Origin of the sequence: Amycolatopsis sp. NBC_01286 (assembly GCF_035982555.1) — a bacterium.
In the GTDB taxonomy this organism is placed as follows: domain Bacteria; phylum Actinomycetota; class Actinomycetes; order Mycobacteriales; family Pseudonocardiaceae; genus Amycolatopsis.
In genome coordinates this window covers 9,468,726-9,483,988 of sequence record NZ_CP108428.1, presented here as the reverse complement: position 1 = coordinate 9,483,988, position 15,263 = coordinate 9,468,726, and the positions used below count along the sequence as shown (strand labels likewise).

At 73.0% G+C, this 15,263-nt stretch carries 19 protein-coding genes; 5 read left to right on the top strand and 14 right to left on the bottom strand.

What is annotated here, in order from left to right; all coding sequences use genetic code 11:
• The first annotated feature begins 7 nt into the window (after positions 1–7).
• Positions 8–721, top strand: coding sequence for a GNAT family N-acetyltransferase (locus OG570_RS43375; RefSeq protein ID WP_326954526.1), 714 nt, complete (start codon positions 8–10; stop codon positions 719–721).
• A gap of 4 nt (positions 722–725) precedes the next feature.
• Here OG570_RS43375 and OG570_RS43370 read toward each other — a convergent pair whose 3' ends face one another.
• On the bottom strand, positions 726–1,562 hold the full coding sequence (locus OG570_RS43370; protein WP_326954525.1) for an SAM-dependent methyltransferase: 837 nt from the start codon (positions 1,560–1,562) through the stop codon (positions 726–728).
• 139 nt (positions 1,563–1,701) lie between these two features.
• On the opposite strand from OG570_RS43370, the gene OG570_RS43365 reads away from it, so the two are divergent.
• Positions 1,702–2,358, top strand: coding sequence for a DUF5134 domain-containing protein (locus OG570_RS43365; RefSeq protein WP_326954524.1), 657 nt, complete (start codon positions 1,702–1,704; stop codon positions 2,356–2,358).
• Here OG570_RS43365 and OG570_RS43360 read toward each other — a convergent pair.
• The 3 genes from OG570_RS43360 to OG570_RS43350 are packed head-to-tail and all read right to left on the bottom strand — an operon-like array spanning position 2,284 to position 5,449.
• Positions 2,284–3,033 (bottom strand): alpha/beta hydrolase, encoded by a 750-nt coding sequence (locus tag OG570_RS43360; protein WP_326954523.1) that lies wholly within the window; start codon positions 3,031–3,033, stop codon positions 2,284–2,286. The two genes, OG570_RS43365 and OG570_RS43360, sit on opposite strands and share 75 nt — an antisense overlap.
• 9 nt (positions 3,034–3,042) lie before the next feature.
• Complete coding sequence (locus OG570_RS43355) at positions 3,043–3,600, bottom strand: sigma-70 family RNA polymerase sigma factor (protein ID WP_326954522.1); 558 nt, start codon at positions 3,598–3,600, stop codon at positions 3,043–3,045.
• A gap of 31 nt (positions 3,601–3,631) precedes the next feature.
• Positions 3,632–5,449, bottom strand: coding sequence for a flavin-containing monooxygenase (locus OG570_RS43350; protein WP_326954521.1), 1,818 nt, complete (start codon positions 5,447–5,449; stop codon positions 3,632–3,634).
• A gap of 144 nt (positions 5,450–5,593) precedes the next feature.
• Between OG570_RS43350 and OG570_RS43345 the strand changes: the two genes are divergently transcribed.
• Positions 5,594–6,760 carry a GAF domain-containing protein gene (locus OG570_RS43345; RefSeq protein WP_326954520.1) on the top strand — a complete coding sequence of 389 codons (1,167 nt, stop codon included), beginning with the start codon at positions 5,594–5,596 and terminating at the stop codon, positions 6,758–6,760.
• An 8-nt stretch (positions 6,761–6,768) separates the two neighbouring features.
• Here the strand turns inward: OG570_RS43345 and OG570_RS43340 are convergent, their stop codons facing one another.
• Genes OG570_RS43340 through OG570_RS43325 form a run of 4 tightly spaced genes read right to left on the bottom strand, consistent with a single transcriptional unit; the run spans position 6,769 to position 8,744 of the window.
• Positions 6,769–6,942, bottom strand: coding sequence for a hypothetical protein (locus tag OG570_RS43340; protein WP_326948091.1), 174 nt, complete (start codon positions 6,940–6,942; stop codon positions 6,769–6,771).
• Between the two features lie 56 nt (positions 6,943–6,998).
• Positions 6,999–7,166, bottom strand: a complete 168-nt coding sequence (locus OG570_RS43335) for a hypothetical protein (protein WP_326948092.1) — start codon at positions 7,164–7,166, stop codon at positions 6,999–7,001.
• A 43-nt stretch (positions 7,167–7,209) separates the two neighbouring features.
• Positions 7,210–7,536: a hypothetical protein gene (locus OG570_RS43330; RefSeq protein ID WP_326954519.1), complete on the bottom strand. Its 327-nt coding sequence runs from the start codon at positions 7,534–7,536 to the stop codon at positions 7,210–7,212.
• A gap of 41 nt (positions 7,537–7,577) precedes the next feature.
• A complete protein-coding gene (locus OG570_RS43325; RefSeq protein WP_326954518.1) occupies positions 7,578–8,744 on the bottom strand; it encodes a hypothetical protein in 1,167 nt (388 codons plus the stop codon).
• Positions 8,745–8,904: 160 nt separating this feature from the next.
• Here OG570_RS43325 and OG570_RS43320 point away from each other — a divergent pair, with 160 nt between their 5' ends.
• Positions 8,905–9,597, top strand: a complete 693-nt coding sequence (locus OG570_RS43320; RefSeq protein ID WP_326954517.1) for a siderophore-interacting protein — start codon at positions 8,905–8,907, stop codon at positions 9,595–9,597.
• Between the two features lie 30 nt (positions 9,598–9,627).
• On the opposite strand, the gene OG570_RS43315 is transcribed toward OG570_RS43320, so the two are convergent.
• The 6 genes from OG570_RS43315 to OG570_RS43290 form a co-directional block, all read right to left on the bottom strand.
• On the bottom strand, positions 9,628–10,500 hold the full coding sequence (locus tag OG570_RS43315; protein ID WP_326954516.1) for a CU044_5270 family protein: 873 nt from the start codon (positions 10,498–10,500) through the stop codon (positions 9,628–9,630).
• Positions 10,493–11,080, bottom strand: a complete 588-nt coding sequence (locus tag OG570_RS43310; RefSeq protein WP_326954515.1) for an RNA polymerase sigma factor — start codon at positions 11,078–11,080, stop codon at positions 10,493–10,495. Before OG570_RS43310 ends, OG570_RS43315 begins: the two co-directional genes overlap by 8 nt.
• A 102-nt stretch (positions 11,081–11,182) precedes the next feature.
• Complete coding sequence (locus tag OG570_RS43305; RefSeq protein ID WP_326954514.1) at positions 11,183–11,548, bottom strand: nuclear transport factor 2 family protein; 366 nt, start codon at positions 11,546–11,548, stop codon at positions 11,183–11,185.
• The gene (locus tag OG570_RS43300) at positions 11,545–12,000 is read right to left on the bottom strand and encodes a cupin domain-containing protein (protein WP_247049597.1); all 456 of its coding nucleotides are present in this window, start codon (positions 11,998–12,000) and stop codon (positions 11,545–11,547) included. Before OG570_RS43300 ends, OG570_RS43305 begins: the two co-directional genes overlap by 4 nt.
• Positions 12,001–12,011: 11 nt before the next feature.
• Positions 12,012–13,496, bottom strand: a complete 1,485-nt coding sequence (locus OG570_RS43295; RefSeq protein WP_326954513.1) for a flavin-containing monooxygenase — start codon at positions 13,494–13,496, stop codon at positions 12,012–12,014.
• Between the two features lie 100 nt (positions 13,497–13,596).
• Entirely contained in the window at positions 13,597–14,415 is an 819-nt protein-coding gene (locus OG570_RS43290) for an IclR family transcriptional regulator (protein WP_326954512.1), read from the bottom strand.
• A gap of 41 nt (positions 14,416–14,456) precedes the next feature.
• Here OG570_RS43290 and OG570_RS43285 point away from each other — a divergent pair, with 41 nt between their 5' ends.
• On the top strand, positions 14,457–15,242 hold the full coding sequence (locus OG570_RS43285; RefSeq protein WP_326954511.1) for an SDR family oxidoreductase: 786 nt from the start codon (positions 14,457–14,459) through the stop codon (positions 15,240–15,242).
• Positions 15,243–15,263 lie beyond the last annotated feature (21 nt).

Here is a 15,263-nt window from a genome sequence, read left to right as displayed (position 1 = left end):
TGGGGGCGTGTCGAGCGAGGTGGGGGACGCGGAGCGGGCGCTGCACCGCCGGATGGGGCTGGCCTGCGCGGCGGCGACCGCGGCCGGACTGCCCGGGCGGTTCCGGGTGTGGGAGCACGGTGGGCTGCTGGCCGTGCTGGCCACCGACCCCGCCCTGGGGTTCCTGTCGACGGTCTCCGGAGTCACGCCGGAGACGCTGCCCGCGCTCGACGGGCTGCTGGCCGAGCCCGGCTGGGACCCCACCGTGCTCACGACCGGTGACGAGGTGCCCGAAGGGCTGGTGCGGGCGGAGGACCGCCTCCTGGCCGTGCGACGGCTCGGGGAGCCGCCCGGAGCCGACCCGGGAGTCACCGAAGGCGACGACGTCGTCGACGTTCTGCTCGCCGGGTACGAGGTCACCGGTGTGGTCGCCGCGTTCGTCGCCGCCGAGCACCGGGTGCCGGCGATGCGGCGGTTTCTGCTGGTCGAGGGCGGGACGCCGATCGCCGCCGCGGGGATGACCGTGCACGGTGACGTCGCGGTGCTCGGGGGTGCGGCCACCCTGCCGGCACACCGGGGGCGGGGCGCCCAGCCGCGGTTGCTGCGGCACCGGCTGCGGGCAGCGGCCGACGCGGGCTGTGTGCTGGCCGTCGCGACGGCGCGTGCCGGGTCGGTCAGCGCCGCCAACCTCGGCCGGGCGGGGTTCCGCCGCTACCGGCGTTCGGCCTGGACGAAACCCTGATCGGTCACGGCTTGCGGGCGAGACCGCCGGCGATGATGCGGTGCGCGACCGTGACCGGCTTGATGCGCGGGCCGTCGGGCCACCACTGGTAGAGCGGCACGATGCCCGGGTCGATCAGCTCCAGGCCGTCGAACAGCTCGGCGATCTCCTCGTGGGTGCGCCAGGTCGCGCCGCCCAACGAGCCGCGGGCCACGACGTCCGACAGCTGGCGCGCCGCGTCGCTGTCCGCCGGTTCCTGCGGGTCGAGCAGGTGCGAGATGAGCACGTGCGACCCCGAGGGCAGGGCGTCGATGTACTCGCGCATAACGTCGGCCGGCGCGTGGCGGTCGCCCTTGTGGTGGTGCAGGGTGGCGACCTGCGACAACACGATCGGCTGAGTCCAGTCCAGGTGAGCGCGCACGACCTCGTGGTCCAGGATGCTGCGCGGGTCGAAGATGTCGCCTTCGACGTAGCGGGTCAGCTCGTTGTCCTCGAGCAGCGCCCGGCCGTGTGCGGTGACCACCGGGTCGTTGTCGACGTAGACGACCTTGGACAGCCGGTCGAACCGCTGCGCGACCTGGTGGACGTTCTCCGCGGTCGGCAGCCCGGAGCCGCAGTCGAGGAACTGCGAGATCCCGGTCTGGTGGGCCAGGAACCGGATCGCCCGGATGAGGAACAGCCGGTTCTCGCGGGCCACCTCGACGACGTCCGGCATCGACGCCGCCAGCTGGTCGGCGGTCTTGCGGTCGATCTCGTAGTTGTCCTTGCCGCCGAGCAGGTAGTTGTAGACCCGCGCGACGCTGGCCCGGTCCGGGTCGACGCCGACCGGGGTGTTCAGGGAACCGGCATCGTCCGACGGCATTTCCGGGCGCCTCCTGTCCGCGGGGAGAAACTCCCACCCACCGTAACCATCCGGGTGGGCCGGGGTGACGCCGGGCCGCCGGGAACTTTTCGCCACCGCCGTCCGACCTATGCGCGGATCCTCCTCGAAAGGTGGTGCGATGACAGCCTCGTTCGCGCTGCGGCTGGCGCTCGGCGTCGTGTTCCTCCTGCTCGCCGCGTACTACGCCGGGCGGTGGGTGCTCTCCCGCCGCGACGGGCCCGCCGCCGGGTGGGGTGACGGCCCGGCCCACGCGTCGCACCTCGTGCTGTGCGCGGGGATGGCCGTCACGGTCGTGCCGGCGATGGACCCGCTGCCCGCGCCGGTGTGGATCGCGTTGTTCGGCGGCGTCACGGTGTGGTTCACCGCGCGCATCCTGCGCCGGCGGGCCCCGGCGGGGGAGCTGCACCACGTCGTCGGCGGCGCGGCGATGCTGTACATGGTCGTCGCGATGCCCGAACTGCCGCCGATGTTCGGCATTCCCGCCGCCCACGACATGTCCGACATGGCCGGGATGGACATGGCGGGGATGCACGAGATGGCCACCATGCCCGGCATGACCGCCGTGGCGGGGGTCGGCACGGGCCTCGCGGTGCCGCTCATCGCGTGGGTGCTGGCCGGGTACTTCGCGGCGCACACGGTCCGGCTCGGCGCGACCCTGGTCGGCGCGCCCGGCACCGGGGCGACGGCCGAGCGGAACCGGTCACCGCGGCTGCTGGGCGCCTGCCGGATCCTCACCAGCGTCGGGATGGGCTGCCTGCTCGTCGCCATGGCCTAGTCCAGCGGCGCACGCCCACGCCACCATCAGCGGGAACTCCGCCCGCCAGAACGCGCCGCCGTGCGAGCCGGTCCGTTCCTCCATGACGACGTCCGCGCCGGCGGCGCGGAGGGCGTCGGCCCACCGGGTCGCGTTCGCGAGGAACCACGGCTCCCTCGTGCCGCCGACGAGGTACGTGCGCGGGAGCGGCTCCGGCAGCACCGCGGGTGGCCGGTACCCGCCGCCCGGCGACGCGCAGAAGACCGCGCCGTAGACGTCGGGGTGACGCAGCCCGACGGCGAGCGCGAGCTCTCCACCGGCCGAGACGCCGAGCACCGCGGTCCGCTCGGCGGGGAGTGCGACGCCGAACCGCGTCCGCGCCCAGCGGCGGACGTCCTCGACGAAGAACGTCTCGTGGGCGGCGAACCGTTCGGGGTCGAAACTGAACTCCGCCGTGCTCTCGCCCGGTGAGTACTCGTGGATCCGCCGCGTCTCGTCGTCGGTGCGGTGCGCGGCGACGATCATCGTGGGCGGTGAACCGGCCGCCTCGAGATCGCCGCCCCACGACGCGATCGACGGGCCGTCACCGGCGAACACGACGAACCGGGGCGGCGCGGCCGGAACGTACGCCGTGACCGGCCGGCCGCCGTCGTAGTCGAGTGTCTCGGTGACGAGACGTCCCGCCGGTGGGGTCATCCGGCGAGCTTAGGCGCACCGGGCGGGGGTTTCCCGCATCGCCGCCGTGAGGTCGTCGCGGGCGCGCGCCACCCGGGAGCGGATCGTGCCGACCGGGCAGCCGCACGCCGCGGCGGCGTCCACATAGGACAGTCCGAGCGTCTGGGTGAGCACGAAGGCGTCCCGCCGGTCCGGCTCGAGGTCCGCGACGAGGTGACCGAGCACGACCCGCTCCTCGAACACCGCGGGGGCGATCCCCTCCGCCACGGACTGCCAGTCGGCCAGCGCGGCCTGACGCGGGCGGGCGCGCAGGCCGCGGATGTGGTCGGCCACCACCCGCCGGGCGATGGTGAACAGCCAGGTCCGGGCCGACGAATCGGCCCGGAACCGGCCGAGGCCGCCCAGCGCGCGCAGGTACGTCTCCTGCGTCAGGTCGTCGGCGGTCTGGGTGTCGCTCAGGCTCGCGATGTACCGCCGGACGTGCGGCTGGGTCGCCCGCAGGAACTCGTCGAGGGCCTGCCGGTCGCCGCGGCCGGCGAGCTGGGCCCACTGCGTGATCTCGGCGTCTTCCGCGGTAGGTGACCTCACACCGCGAACACGTCGGGCGCGCCCGGACGGTTCACGCCTTGTGGTGCACCTCCTGCAGGCCGTAGACCGGCGTCGGGATCCCCTCGAAGCGCGCCTTGAGCTGCAGCGCGAGGTAGAGGGAGTAGTGCCGCGACTGGTGCAGGTTCCCGCCGTGGAACCACAGGCCCTCCTGCTGGGTGGGCTTCCACATGTTGCGCTGCTCGCCCTCCCACGGCCCGGGGTCCTTGGTCGTCTCCGACCCGAGGCCCCAGCACTTGCCGACGCGGTCCGCGGTCTCCTGGCCGACGAGGTCGGCGACCCACCCGTTCATCGAGCCGTAGCCGGTGGCGTAGACGACGAGGTCGGCCGCCAGTTCGGTGCCGTCCTCCAGCACCACCGCGTCGCGCGTCAGGTGATCGACCTGGCCGTGGGCCAGCTTGATCTTCCCGTCGGCGACCAGCTCGGCCGCGCCGACGTCGATGTAGTAGCCCGAGCCCCGGCGCAGGTACTTCATGAACAGGCCGGACCCGTCGTCACCCCAGTCGTGCCGGAAACCGGCCTTTTCGAGGCGCTTGTAGAAGTCCTGGTCGCGCTCGCGGATCGCGTCGTACACCGGCGTCTGGAACCCCGCCATGATCCGGTAGGGGATCGACGCGAAGATCATGTCCGCCTTGTCGGTGGTGACGCCCGCGGCCACCGCGCGCTCGGAGTACAGGTCGCCCAGGCCCAGGTCCATCAGCGAATCCGACTTCACGATGTGCGTCGAGGAGCGCTGAATCATGGTGACGTCGGCGCCGTGCTCCCACAGCGCCGCGCAGATGTCGTGCGCGGAGTTGTTGGACCCGACGACGACCGCCTTCTTGCCCGCGTAGGCGTCCGGGCCGGGGTGCCGCGACGAGTGGTGCTGCTCGCCGGCGAAGTCGTCCATCCCGGGGAACGCCGGGACGTTCGGCTTGCCGGACATCCCGGTCGCGAACACGACGTGCCGCGGCGTCAGCACCAGCTCCTCGCCGTCGCGGACGACGGTCACCAGCCACTGCTCCGCGTCGTTGTCCCACTTCGCCGACGTCACCTCGGTGCTCGTCCAGTACGGCACCTCCATCAGCTGCGTGTACATCTCCAGCCAGTCGGCGATCTTGTCCTTCGGCGCGAACACCGGCCAGTTCTCCGGGAACGGCAGGTAGGGGAGGTGGTCGTACCAGACGGGGTCGTGCAGGCAGAGGTTCTTGTAGCGCTTGCGCCACGAGTCGCCGGCCCGCGCGTTGCGCTCCAGGACCAGGGCCGGCACGTCGAGCTGGCGCAGCCGCGCGCCGAGCGCGATGCCGCCCTGGCCACCGCCGATGACCACGACGTACGGCTGCTGCTCGTAGCCGAGACGCGCGTCCTCCTCGGCCCGCTTCTCCGCCCAGGACGTCCGGCCGCGGACGACGCCGTGCTCGACGCCCTTCGCGCGCCGGTCGCGCTGCCGTTCCTCGAAGCCCTTGAGCTCGCGCAGGCTGGTCAGCAGCGTCCACGCGCCTTCGTCCTTCAGCCGCAGGTGGCCCTTCGCGCGGCCGCTCGCGGTCTCGAACTCGAGCCACGCCTCGGTGACGCCGCCGGCCTCGGTCGGCGGCTCGGTGGTGCGGAAGCCGGACGGGTCGATCCGGTCGAGGGTGGCTTCCAGCAGCCCCGTCACGCCGTCGCGGCCTTCGACCGTCTTGATCGTCCAGGTGAAGGAGACCAGGTCGCGCCAGTAGCTGTCGACGGCGAAGAGCGCGGCGGCGGCTTCGGCGTCGCGGGCCGCGAGGGCCGTCTCGAACCGGTTCAGCCAGGCGTCCACCCGGGCCTGCGGCGTGTCCGTCGCGGCCGTCCGATCCACCGTCTGTGTCATGAGCACTCCCAAGCGTCGGCTGTGCCCCCGATCACACTCCTGGGTGAACCGCGGCGGCAAGGGTTGCACCGTGTTGCACGCCCTTGGCGGACCGGGCCGGCGGATCTAGGCTGGTGGGCCGACGCGACGGTGCGGAGGTGGCCCATGGGCGTGCACAGCTCCCTACCGCCCGGTGCCAGCCTGCCGGCGCACGCGCGTGACCTCGTCCGGATGCACGAAGCCGTGATCGGCGGCGGCCGCCCGCGCGTCCGGCCGCGGCCGCTGGTGTCGCGGTCGTGGTCCCGCGCGCTGAGCCTGGGCCTCGCCGCCGACGGCATCAACACCCGCGACTCGGTCCCGCTCGACGAGGTCGCGCGACGCCGGCACGCCTCGCCGTTGCGCCACGTCGTCGGCGACCTCGGCCAGGTGCTCGACACGGCGAACGTGCTGCTGGTGGTGACCGACGCCGAGGGCGTCATCCTGTGGCGCGAGGGCTCGCCCCGCATCCGGCGCCAGGCCGACACGCTGGGGTTCGCCGAGGGTGCGGACTGGCGGGAGGCCCGGGTCGGCACGAACGCGATCGGCACCGCGCTGACCGAAGCCGCGCCGGTCGAGCTGCTGGCGGGCGAGCACTTCGAGCAGAACCAGCACCCCTGGTACTGCACGGCGTCGCCGGTGCACGACCCGCGCACGGGCGAGCTGCTCGGGGTGATCGACGTCAGCGGCCCGGCCCTGACCCTGCACCCGGCGATCGGCGCACTGGTCGAGACCGGCCGCCGCTTGGCCGAGTCGCAGCTGTGGCGCCACCACCAGGAACGCCTCGACCGGCTGCGGCGCACGGCGGAACCGGTGCTGGCCGGCCCCGCCCTGCTGGTCGACGACGACGGCTGGGTCGCCCACGCCGTCGGCATCGCGGCGGGGGAACGGATCGCCGCGCCGTCGGAGGGCCAGGTGCTGGCGGTGCCGGGCCTGGGCGCGTGCCTGCCGGAGCGGCTGGCGGCCGGCTGGCTCGTGCGCCCGGCCGACACCGAGCGCCGGGTGTGGCTGGACCTCGACGTCGCCGGGGCGCCGATGCTGCGGATGCGCTCGGGCGACACGAGCTGGTGCCGCCCGGTGACCCCGCGGCACGCGGAGATCCTGGGCTGCCTGCGCACGGCCGGCCCGGCGGGCCTGTCGGCGGAAGCGTTGAGCCGGGCCTTGTACGGAGACGCCGAGCACCTGGTGACGGTCCGCGCGGAGGTATCACGGCTGCGACGCTGGCTGGGGGCCATTGTGGACACTCGCCCGTACCGGCTGGCCGAAGGCGTGGAGCTGACCGTCCACGACGGCTGAGCTCCCGGTCAGTGCGGGGTGCTCGACGAGTTGTCGTACGTGCCGTTCGGCTTGGCGCGGTAGGTGTACTTCCCGGACTTGCGGCCGCGGCGCGCGCGGCGGCCGAGCAGCACGAACGTGGTGATCAGGAGCAAGATCAGCAGGCCCACACCCGAGCCGCCGAGGATCAGTGCCGTCTCCACCTCATGAGCATAAGCGAGCCCGGCCGGCGCCGGGGTGGCGCCGGCCGGGCCGGACGTCAGCCGTCCAGGGCCAGGTGCAGGAACGCCAGCACCGCTCCCGGGCCGACCAGCAGGCAGAGGGCGAACCCACCCATGAGCGGTTCGTCGTTCCGGAACATCTTCACGAGCAGGCCGACCGCGGCCACGACTGTGGCGATCAGCAGAACGAGCACGACAAAGGGCACAACGCAGTCCTCACTGAAGGCGTGGTGAACAGGGAAATCCGGTTCACCAGGCGGGCGGGGCCCGAGGGGACTGCGCGGTGGGGAGGGAGACGGCCGATCGGGTGCCGGGCGCGTCCAGGACGCGGCCGGTCCGGTCCGGCGAGGACGCTTCGAGAGCGGGCGGGTGGACCGCCCACCAGGTGTGCGGCGCCGGCGCGGTCAGGTGTGGCGCGGTCGCCGTGACCCGCAGGACGGCGGGCCGCTCGGTCAGTGTGTCCTGAGTGGACGCCGACGGCCCGGCGGTGACGACCGGCGCGTCCCAGGAGGTCGCGCCGGTCGCCGTGCCGAGGAGGATCAGCAGGACGACGAGCAGCTGCTTGAGCCTCGTCACCTGCACCTCCGCTGGGGCGTGTCCGTTTCGCCCAGCTTACGTCAGGCCCCGTAGGTGGCCTGCGTGACGGCGAAGACGTTCCGGCTGCCCGCGCCCTCCTGCAGGCTCCACAGCAGGTCGGCGTTGGCCGAGTCTTCCCAGTACGACAGGCTTTCGCCGCTGCCCACCCAGGTGTGCGTGGCCGATCCGGTCGCCGAGGTCCAGTAGTACAGCTTCTTGTCCCCGGAGGAGTTGAACCACCAGCGCCCGTTGTGCGAGGCGACGCCGTTGAGCTTGTACCAGGGCAGCTGCAGCGCCTGGCTCGCGGTCGTCGTCGCGGCGAACGTCGTCGCGCCCGCGGCGAATGGGAAGCGGACCGCGCGCGGGGCGCGGTTCGGGTAGTCCGTGCAGCCCGACGCGCAGGTGTACTCCGCCATCACGATCGACTTGCTGACCCGGTCCAGCGAGATCGACGACCAGGCGAGGTTGGTGCCGGACGTCGTGCTCGCCGTGATGGTGCCGACCTGCGGCAGGACGTAGGCGTAGTTGTGCGCGTAATAGGTACTGCCGCTCTGGTGGCCGATCTGGTCGGCGGTGCCACCCGTGTTCGTCTTGAGGATCTTGCGCATGTCGAACACGCGCATGCCGTGCCCGGTGTCGGCGACGTACAGGTAGTCGCCGTACCAGGAAACGCCGCCGGCGTGGATCGGGATGTCCTGGAAGTCCGGCGCCGCCGCGGTTCCGGTGGGCTGCACCAGCAGGATCTTGCGGTACTTGTTGGGGTAGGTGGCATCCCAGTCGACCAGCGTGATCCGGCTGCGTTCCTGCGCGCCCGTGCAGGAGGCCTTGGTGTACCAGCTGACGGCCACGAGCTGGTGGCCGTCGTAGTTGCCGCTGTCGGCCGTGCCGACCGCGTCCCGGCTGGTCGTGATGCCCTGCGGGTAGTTCGCGCAGTCGGAGTTGTCCGCGCTGTCGAACTGGAACCCGGTCGACAGGCCGGCCGGGGCGAACGACGACGGGAGCCCGGTCCGGTCGTGGTTCGCGTTGTCCATCACCGTGTGCACGGCGGCGGTCCCCAGCGTCGAGACGAGCGCCGTGTCGACGGCGTCGAACTGGTGGTAGTTCGCGCTGAGCGTGTACTGGCTCGCGGGCAGGGTGGTGGGCCCCGCCGCGGCGTTCGCGGGTGGTGCGAGGAGCATTCCGGCGGCGAGCACCGCTCCGATGGGCATGATGAATCGACGACTACGTGGCATGGGACCCCCAGTCCGATCAACGGTCGGGGCACACGCTAGGACTGTCGCCGAAGCGCCGCAATACCCGTTCGTTAAGCGGTACCCGAGCCCGTCCAGAGTTCGTGAGATGTCCATGGGGACGTCGAAAAGGAGCACGATGACCGCACTCGAACGTCTCGCCGACCTCGCCGGCGGCATGGTGCTGGACACCGCCCGGGTCACCGCGGTGACCCGGCTGCCGTCCGACTTCGTGCGCGTGGAACTGGCGGCCGACGCCTTCCGCAAGGCCACCTGGGTACCGGGCGCGAAGCTGCAGTTCCGGCCGCGGCGGGGCACGTTGAGCCTGCGCACCTACACGCCGATCGGCTGGGACGTCGAGCGCGGCGTGACGGAGCTGCTCGGCTTCACCCACGGCGACGGCCCGGCGGCGCGGTGGCTGCGGCAGGTGGCGGTCGGCGAAGCGTGCGAGGTGTTCGGCCCGCGCCGCTCGATCGACCTGCGTGCCACCGCCGGCCCGGTGGTCTTCGTCGGGGACGAGTCCAGCGTGGCGCTCGCCTGCGCGCTGCGGACCGTCACCGCCGAGGTGTCACACGTCTTCGAAGCGCGCGATCCCGCTGGGCTGACCGAGGTCCTGGCCGGCTTGGACCTCGACGCGCAGGTGGTCGGGAAGACGGCCGACCGCGCCGAGCTGCTGAGCCGGGCCCGCGCGGCCGGCCCCGGCGGCCTCGTCGTCACCGGCGACGCGGCGACGGTCCACGCGGTCCGCCGCGACAGCCGGACGTGGCCGCACCCACCCCGCGCGGTCACCGGCAAGGCCTACTGGGCCGAGGGCCGCGCGGGGCTCGACTGAGCGGTCCGGTAGCCCGCCACAGCCGAGCGGTCAGGGGCGCTGTCCGGCCTGGTCGACGAAGGTCTTCACCACCACCGCGCTGCTGTCCGTGCCCAGGAACCGGTGCGTGGCCGGGTCGAAGACGAGCACCTCCGGCTTCGCTTCCGGCGACGAGCCGGGCGGAACCGGCCAGGTGATGCCCACTCCGGGACGCCCGGCGCCGTCGGTGACGTGGTCGAGGGCCGTCAGGCCCGGCACCTTCGCCGCCGCCGCGAACAGTGCCGCGTACGACGCGGGGGTGAGGGCCTGCTCGTAGGCGAGGGCGACCACGTCCTTGCCGAGCGCGTTCGTGTCGCCCTTCTCGCCGCTGTGGTGGGCTTCGAGGTAGGCGAACATGGCGTCGGCCGTGGTCGGCAGGTCCGCCCGGTAGGCGGGGTAGGGCTGGCAGTCCTCCGGAGTGCCTTCGAGCTTCGGGTCGTTGGCGCCGTAGACGGGCGCCTTCCCGTCTCGGCAGCCGGCGGACTTCGTGCCGTCGATCAAGCCGTCGCGGGTGCCGTCCACCGAGAGCCAGACCTCGCGTGTCCGGTGCTCCGGAAGCGCCGTCTTCACGTAGAGGAACTGGTCGGGGCGCGGCGCGGTGGCCGGTTCCGCGAGCGCCGCGCCGGCCGCCTCGGTCAGCACCTTCACCGGATCGGCGTTCGCGATGCCGGCCCCCACCCCGATCCGGTCGGCCGGGGTCAGGGTGACGACGGCGGTGATCGCCGCGGCCAGCCCGATCGTCGTGGCGCCGGCGGCCCAGAACCACCGGCGGGGCCGTCCGGTCCGCGTCGCGGCCACGAGCCGCGCCCGGGCCGGCGCGAGGTCCTCCGCCGTCGCGAAGCCGACGGCCTCCGCGCGTTCGCGGATCAGGTCCAGCTCATCCATGGTGCGAGGTCTCCTTCACGAGGTCGACGGCGCCGAGTTCGGCGCGGACGCGGGCCCGGGCGCGGTTGAGCCGCGACTTCACGGTGCCGACGGGGATGGCGAGGGCGTCGGCGACCTCCTGGTAGCCCAGCCCTTCGGCGGCGACGAGCAGCAGGACGTCGCGCTCGCGGGGGCGCAGCACAGCCAGCGCCCGGTCGAGCTTCGCGCCGAGGGCCTGCGCGGTCACCCGATCGGCGACCCGTTGGGCGTGACCGTCTTCCGCGGCGGGCGGCCCGAGCGCCAGCCGGAGTTTCAGCGCGCGCACTTCCGTCCGCCGGTGCCGTGAGACGAGGTTCGTGGCGATGCCGTAGAGCCACGGCCGCGCGTCCGGCCGGGACAGGTCGAACTTCGCGCGCTTGCCGAACGCGATGAGGAACGTGTCCGCGAGCACGTCGTCCGCGGCCGTCGGGCCCAGGCGCCGGGCCAGGTAGCGGTGGATGTGCCGGGCGTGGCGGTCGAAGATGACCGCGAACAGGCTCGGCTCGTCCCGGGAGCGCGCCATCACGCTCGCGTCGTCGTCTTCGGGGTTCTCCGGGGTCATCGCCCGCCTCTCGCTCCGGCCAGTGTCATCTGCTGTTCTCCGAACCCGAGAACGGGTTCCGGGAATCGAGGCAGAAGTGACTCAGGTCACAGTGGGCTGGGCTCAGGCGAGCGCCGGGGAGATGTCCATGTGGACGCGGTAGTCGACGATCCGCGGCCCGTCCAGCCAGATGACCGTGACGCACGGCAGGGCGAGCGGCTTGCCTTCCGGGGACTCCGTTTCGATCGTGAAGCGGCAGAACAGCTGGTCGTCTCCGGCGAAAGCCACCTGGTCCACGGTGTGCCGGACCCACGGCAACGCGCCGGCGGCCCCCGCCGTGGCCGCGACGATCGCGTCGCGGCCCGACAGGGTTTCGCCGTTGCCGAAGGTGTACGTCGCGTCTTCGGCGAACCAGGAGCCGAACGCCTCGGCGTCGCCCGCGTCGACGGCCGCGCACATCGCGCGCACCATCTCTTCGTGGCCGGTCACTTCTGCAGCGAAAGGCCGTAGCGGGTCATCACCTGCGCGACCAGCTTCATGTCACGCCCGGGCGGCAGCTCGCTCAGTTCCTTGTAGTAGTTCTCCAGCCCGGGCGGGGAAACGACGGCGACGACGCGGGTCTCCTCGTCGAACGGGTTGCGGAACACGTGCGGCACCCCGCGCGGCATCAGCAGCGAGTCGCCCTGGCCGAGGACGTGCCGTTCGCCGTCCAGCTCGACCTCGACCTGCCCCTGGACGCAAGTGAACAGCTCGTCTTCCCGGCTGTGGATGTGGGTCGGCGGCCCGCCGAGGCCCGGCGGCACGACGTACTCGAACAGCGAGTACGCGCCGTTCGTGTCGGCGCCGGTGAGCCGGGCGTGGATGCCCAGCCCGATCGCGCCGAGGTTCGTGCCGTCACCCGGGTGGATGACGTGGTGGCCGGTCTTCGGTGCGGTGTCCATCGGGAATCCTCCTAGAGTGCGGCAGGTTCGGGGGTGTGCTTCGCGAGCCGCGCCAGCAGCTCGGGCGTCAGTTTCCGGTACGCCGCCGGGGAAACCGGGTTCAGCCAGTGCGTCGCCCGGGTGAACCGGGGGATCTGCAGGCCGAGGTCGCCGAGCACCTCGTCGACGTTGTGGATGGAGAACGGGATGATCTTCGTGCCGCGGCAGTGGTGCGCCCCGGTCGCGACGTCCAGGAACGCGAGCTGCCCGACGACGTCCGCGTGCCGCGCCTCGACGTCCGGCAGCGCGAGCGCGCCGGCGAGGTCGGCCGCGATCCACAGCGCCGCCATCTCGGCGTTGAGCGGGCTGAAGAACGACGAGTTGTACCCGTTGAAGTACAGCCCCGGCGCCCGCAGTGGCTGGATCTGCCGGTACAGCAGGAAGTTCCCGCGTTCGTCGAACAGCTGCTTCTGCACGGTCTCGTCCAGGAACGGCACGCCCTGGGTGAACCCGGTCGCGCAGACGACCAGGTCGGCGGGCAGCACCGTGCCGTCGGCCAGTTCGGCGCCCGGCCGGTCGCCGCCGTAGAGCCGGGTGATCACCTGGTCGCGGCGGACGCGGATGGCGCCGTCGGCCACGCCCTCGAAGAACCCTTCGGTCGCCAGGCCGATCGCGCCCTTGACGATGTCCTCCATCCGCCCGGACGGCAGGAGATCGTGCTGCCGCAACCGGAACTGCCGCACCGACACCGAGCCGACGGAGTTCAGCATCGACGCGCGCAGCCGGTTTCCCGGGCCGTGCAGGAACTTCTCGAACCCGCGCAGCCACCGGTAGCGGAACAGCGCCTCGCCCATCCGGGTCAGCAGCAGCATCTTGAAGTTGAGGAACCCGGCGATCTTGCGCGGCACCTTCCACAGCAGCTGCCGGGCGATGACGTCGGTGGTCCCGGCGACCTCGCTGATCGCCACGGTCACGTCGCAGGCCGACTTCCCGTAGCCGACGACCAGCGCGTGCTTCCCGCGTGCCTCTTCGACGTCGGTGAACTCGCTGCCGGCCAGCACGCGGCCGCCGGCGGCCTCGAACTCCGCGCGTCCGGGGTAGTCCGGGACCGCCGGTTCGCAGAACACGCCGTTGGCCACGACGACCCGGTCGAACGTCTCCGGGACGCCGGAGTCCGTGGTCACCACCCAGCGGGCGCCGTCGGGGACGACGGACTCCACGGTGGTCTCCAGCCGCAGGTGCGGCGTGACGTCGTAGACGTCGGCGTAGGCCGCGAGGTACTGCTGGATCTGGGCCCCGCCGGGCCACTCCGGGAAGTCCTTCGGCATCGGGAAGTCCGAGAACGAGTACTGGGCCTTGGGGCTCTGCGTGGTGAGGCCGGGGTAGCGGCGGGTCCGGCTCCACACGCCGCCGACGTCGGGGGTCTTGTCGAAGACCACGACGTCGTGGCCCGCTTGCAGCAGCACCTTGGCCGTGGTGAGCCCGGCGAGCCCGGCCCCGATGATCGCGACGTGCATGCCTGGTCCTCCTGATCCGGCGCCGGTGCCGGGCAGCTCCGGCGCGGCGTGGGCCACAGCGTGGAACAACCGGCCGCGGAGAGCCAACCGGGAGTCCTGGTCACTGGGACGGCAGCTCGGGTGCGGGCCGCGGCACCGCCCACCGGCGGGCGGCGTACGCCCGGCTGGCCGCGGCGGCCGCCATCCGGACGGCGGGCCCGATCCGGTCCGGTTGCACGGCGGCGCTGGGCCCGGTGACCGACAGCGCGGCGGTGACGTTGCCGGTGAAGTCGAAGATCGGCGCCGCCACGCAGCTGATCCCGGCGTTGCCCTCCTCCCGGTCGTAGGCCCAGCCCTGCTCGTGCACAGTGGCCAGCTCCCGGGCGAGCGCCTCGGGGCTGGTGATCGTGCGGGGCGTGCGCCGGGTGAGCCCGGCCGTCACGACCGCGTCGACGGTCGCCGCGTCCGACCAGGCCAGGATCGCCCGGCCCAGGCCGGAGCAGTGCGCCGGGATCAGGCCACCCACCAGGGAGAGCATCGGCAGCGGCCGGTGCCCGGTGATCTTCTCGACGACCAGCACGTCGACGCCGTCGAGCACGCCGAGCTGCACCGTGGTCCGCGCCGCCGCGTACAGGTCCTGCAGGTACGGCAGCACGGCCTCGCGCAGCTCGTGGCGCACCGGGACCAGGCCGGCCAGCTCGAACGGCCGGGTGCCGATCCGGTACTTGTCCCCGGGCTTGTCGAGCCAGCCCAGCTCGATCATCCGGGCCGCCGTGCGGTGCACGGTCGAGCGCGGCAGCCCCGAGCGCTCGACCAGCCGGGCCAGCGGCAGCTCGCGGTGGGTCGCGTCGAAGGCGTCCAGGATGGCGGCCGCGCGTTCGAGCGCGCCCGCCGCCGACCCGTCGTCAGCCGATCGGGAGTCCCGGGCAGTGGGACTCACTCTTGGCTGCTCTCGCTCATGGACCGAATGTAGGACACATCATGGAGACCAACCAGCACCCCAGTCCCCGGGTCGCGTTCGTCGGCGGCGGCGCCGGCGGGATCGGCGCCGCCGCCGCGGCCGCGTTGCTCGCCACCGGGCACCGGGTCGTGCTCGCCGGGCGGACCGAGAAGACCCTGGCCGAGACGGCGTCGGCGCTCGGCGACGGCGTCGGCTACCGCGTCTGCGACCTGGCCGTGCCCGCCGCGGCGGCCGACGCCGTGACGCGCGTGCGCGAGCAGTACGGCTCGCTCGACGTCGTCGTGGCCAACACCGGCGGCCCGGCGCCCGGCGGCGTCTTCGACGTCCCCGCCGAGCAGTGGCACCACGACCTCGACCTGCTGCTCCTCGGCCCGCTCGCGCTGATGCGGGCCGCGCTGCCCGCGATGGCCGAACGCGGGTTCGGCCGCGTCGTCGTCACGACGTCGACGGCGGTCCGGCAGCCGCAGCCCGCGCTCGCCGCGTCGACGGTCCTGCGGTCGGCGACGACGTCCGCGGTCAAGCTCGCGGCCCGCGAGTTCGCCGACCGTGGGGTCACGGTCAACTGCGTCGCCGTCGGCGCGACCCTCACGCCGCGCCGCCTGGCGGTGGTGCGCGGCCGGGCCGACGCCGCGGGCATCGACGTCGCCACCGCGATGGCCCAGGACCTCGCCGACATCCCGGCCGGGCGGGCCGCCGCCCCGGGCGAGGTCGCGGCCGCGGTGGCGTTCCTGGCGTCGGCCGAAGCGGGGTACGTCAACGGCACGGTCCTGACGGTCGACGGCGGCCGCACGGAATGCCCGGCCTGAGTGGTCACGGCAAGGGAAGGA

Coding starts and splice junctions, on each gene's coding strand:
- OG570_RS43370 (WP_326954525.1), bottom strand. CDS start 1,562: ATGCCGTCGGACGATGCCGGTTCCCTGAACACCCCGGTCGGCGTCGAC.
- OG570_RS43365 (WP_326954524.1), top strand. CDS start 1,702: ATGACAGCCTCGTTCGCGCTGCGGCTGGCGCTCGGCGTCGTGTTCCTC.
- OG570_RS43360 (WP_326954523.1), bottom strand. CDS start 3,033: ATGACCCCACCGGCGGGACGTCTCGTCACCGAGACACTCGACTACGAC.
- OG570_RS43350 (WP_326954521.1), bottom strand. CDS start 5,449: ATGACACAGACGGTGGATCGGACGGCCGCGACGGACACGCCGCAGGCC.
- OG570_RS43345 (WP_326954520.1), top strand. CDS start 5,594: ATGGGCGTGCACAGCTCCCTACCGCCCGGTGCCAGCCTGCCGGCGCAC.
- OG570_RS43325 (WP_326954518.1), bottom strand. CDS start 8,744: ATGCCCATCGGAGCGGTGCTCGCCGCCGGAATGCTCCTCGCACCACCC.
- OG570_RS43320 (WP_326954517.1), top strand. CDS start 8,905: ATGACCGCACTCGAACGTCTCGCCGACCTCGCCGGCGGCATGGTGCTG.
- OG570_RS43315 (WP_326954516.1), bottom strand. CDS start 10,500: ATGGATGAGCTGGACCTGATCCGCGAACGCGCGGAGGCCGTCGGCTTC.
- OG570_RS43310 (WP_326954515.1), bottom strand. CDS start 11,080: ATGACCCCGGAGAACCCCGAAGACGACGACGCGAGCGTGATGGCGCGC.
- OG570_RS43300 (WP_247049597.1), bottom strand. CDS start 12,000: ATGGACACCGCACCGAAGACCGGCCACCACGTCATCCACCCGGGTGAC.
- OG570_RS43295 (WP_326954513.1), bottom strand. CDS start 13,496: ATGCACGTCGCGATCATCGGGGCCGGGCTCGCCGGGCTCACCACGGCC.
- OG570_RS43285 (WP_326954511.1), top strand. CDS start 14,457: ATGGAGACCAACCAGCACCCCAGTCCCCGGGTCGCGTTCGTCGGCGGC.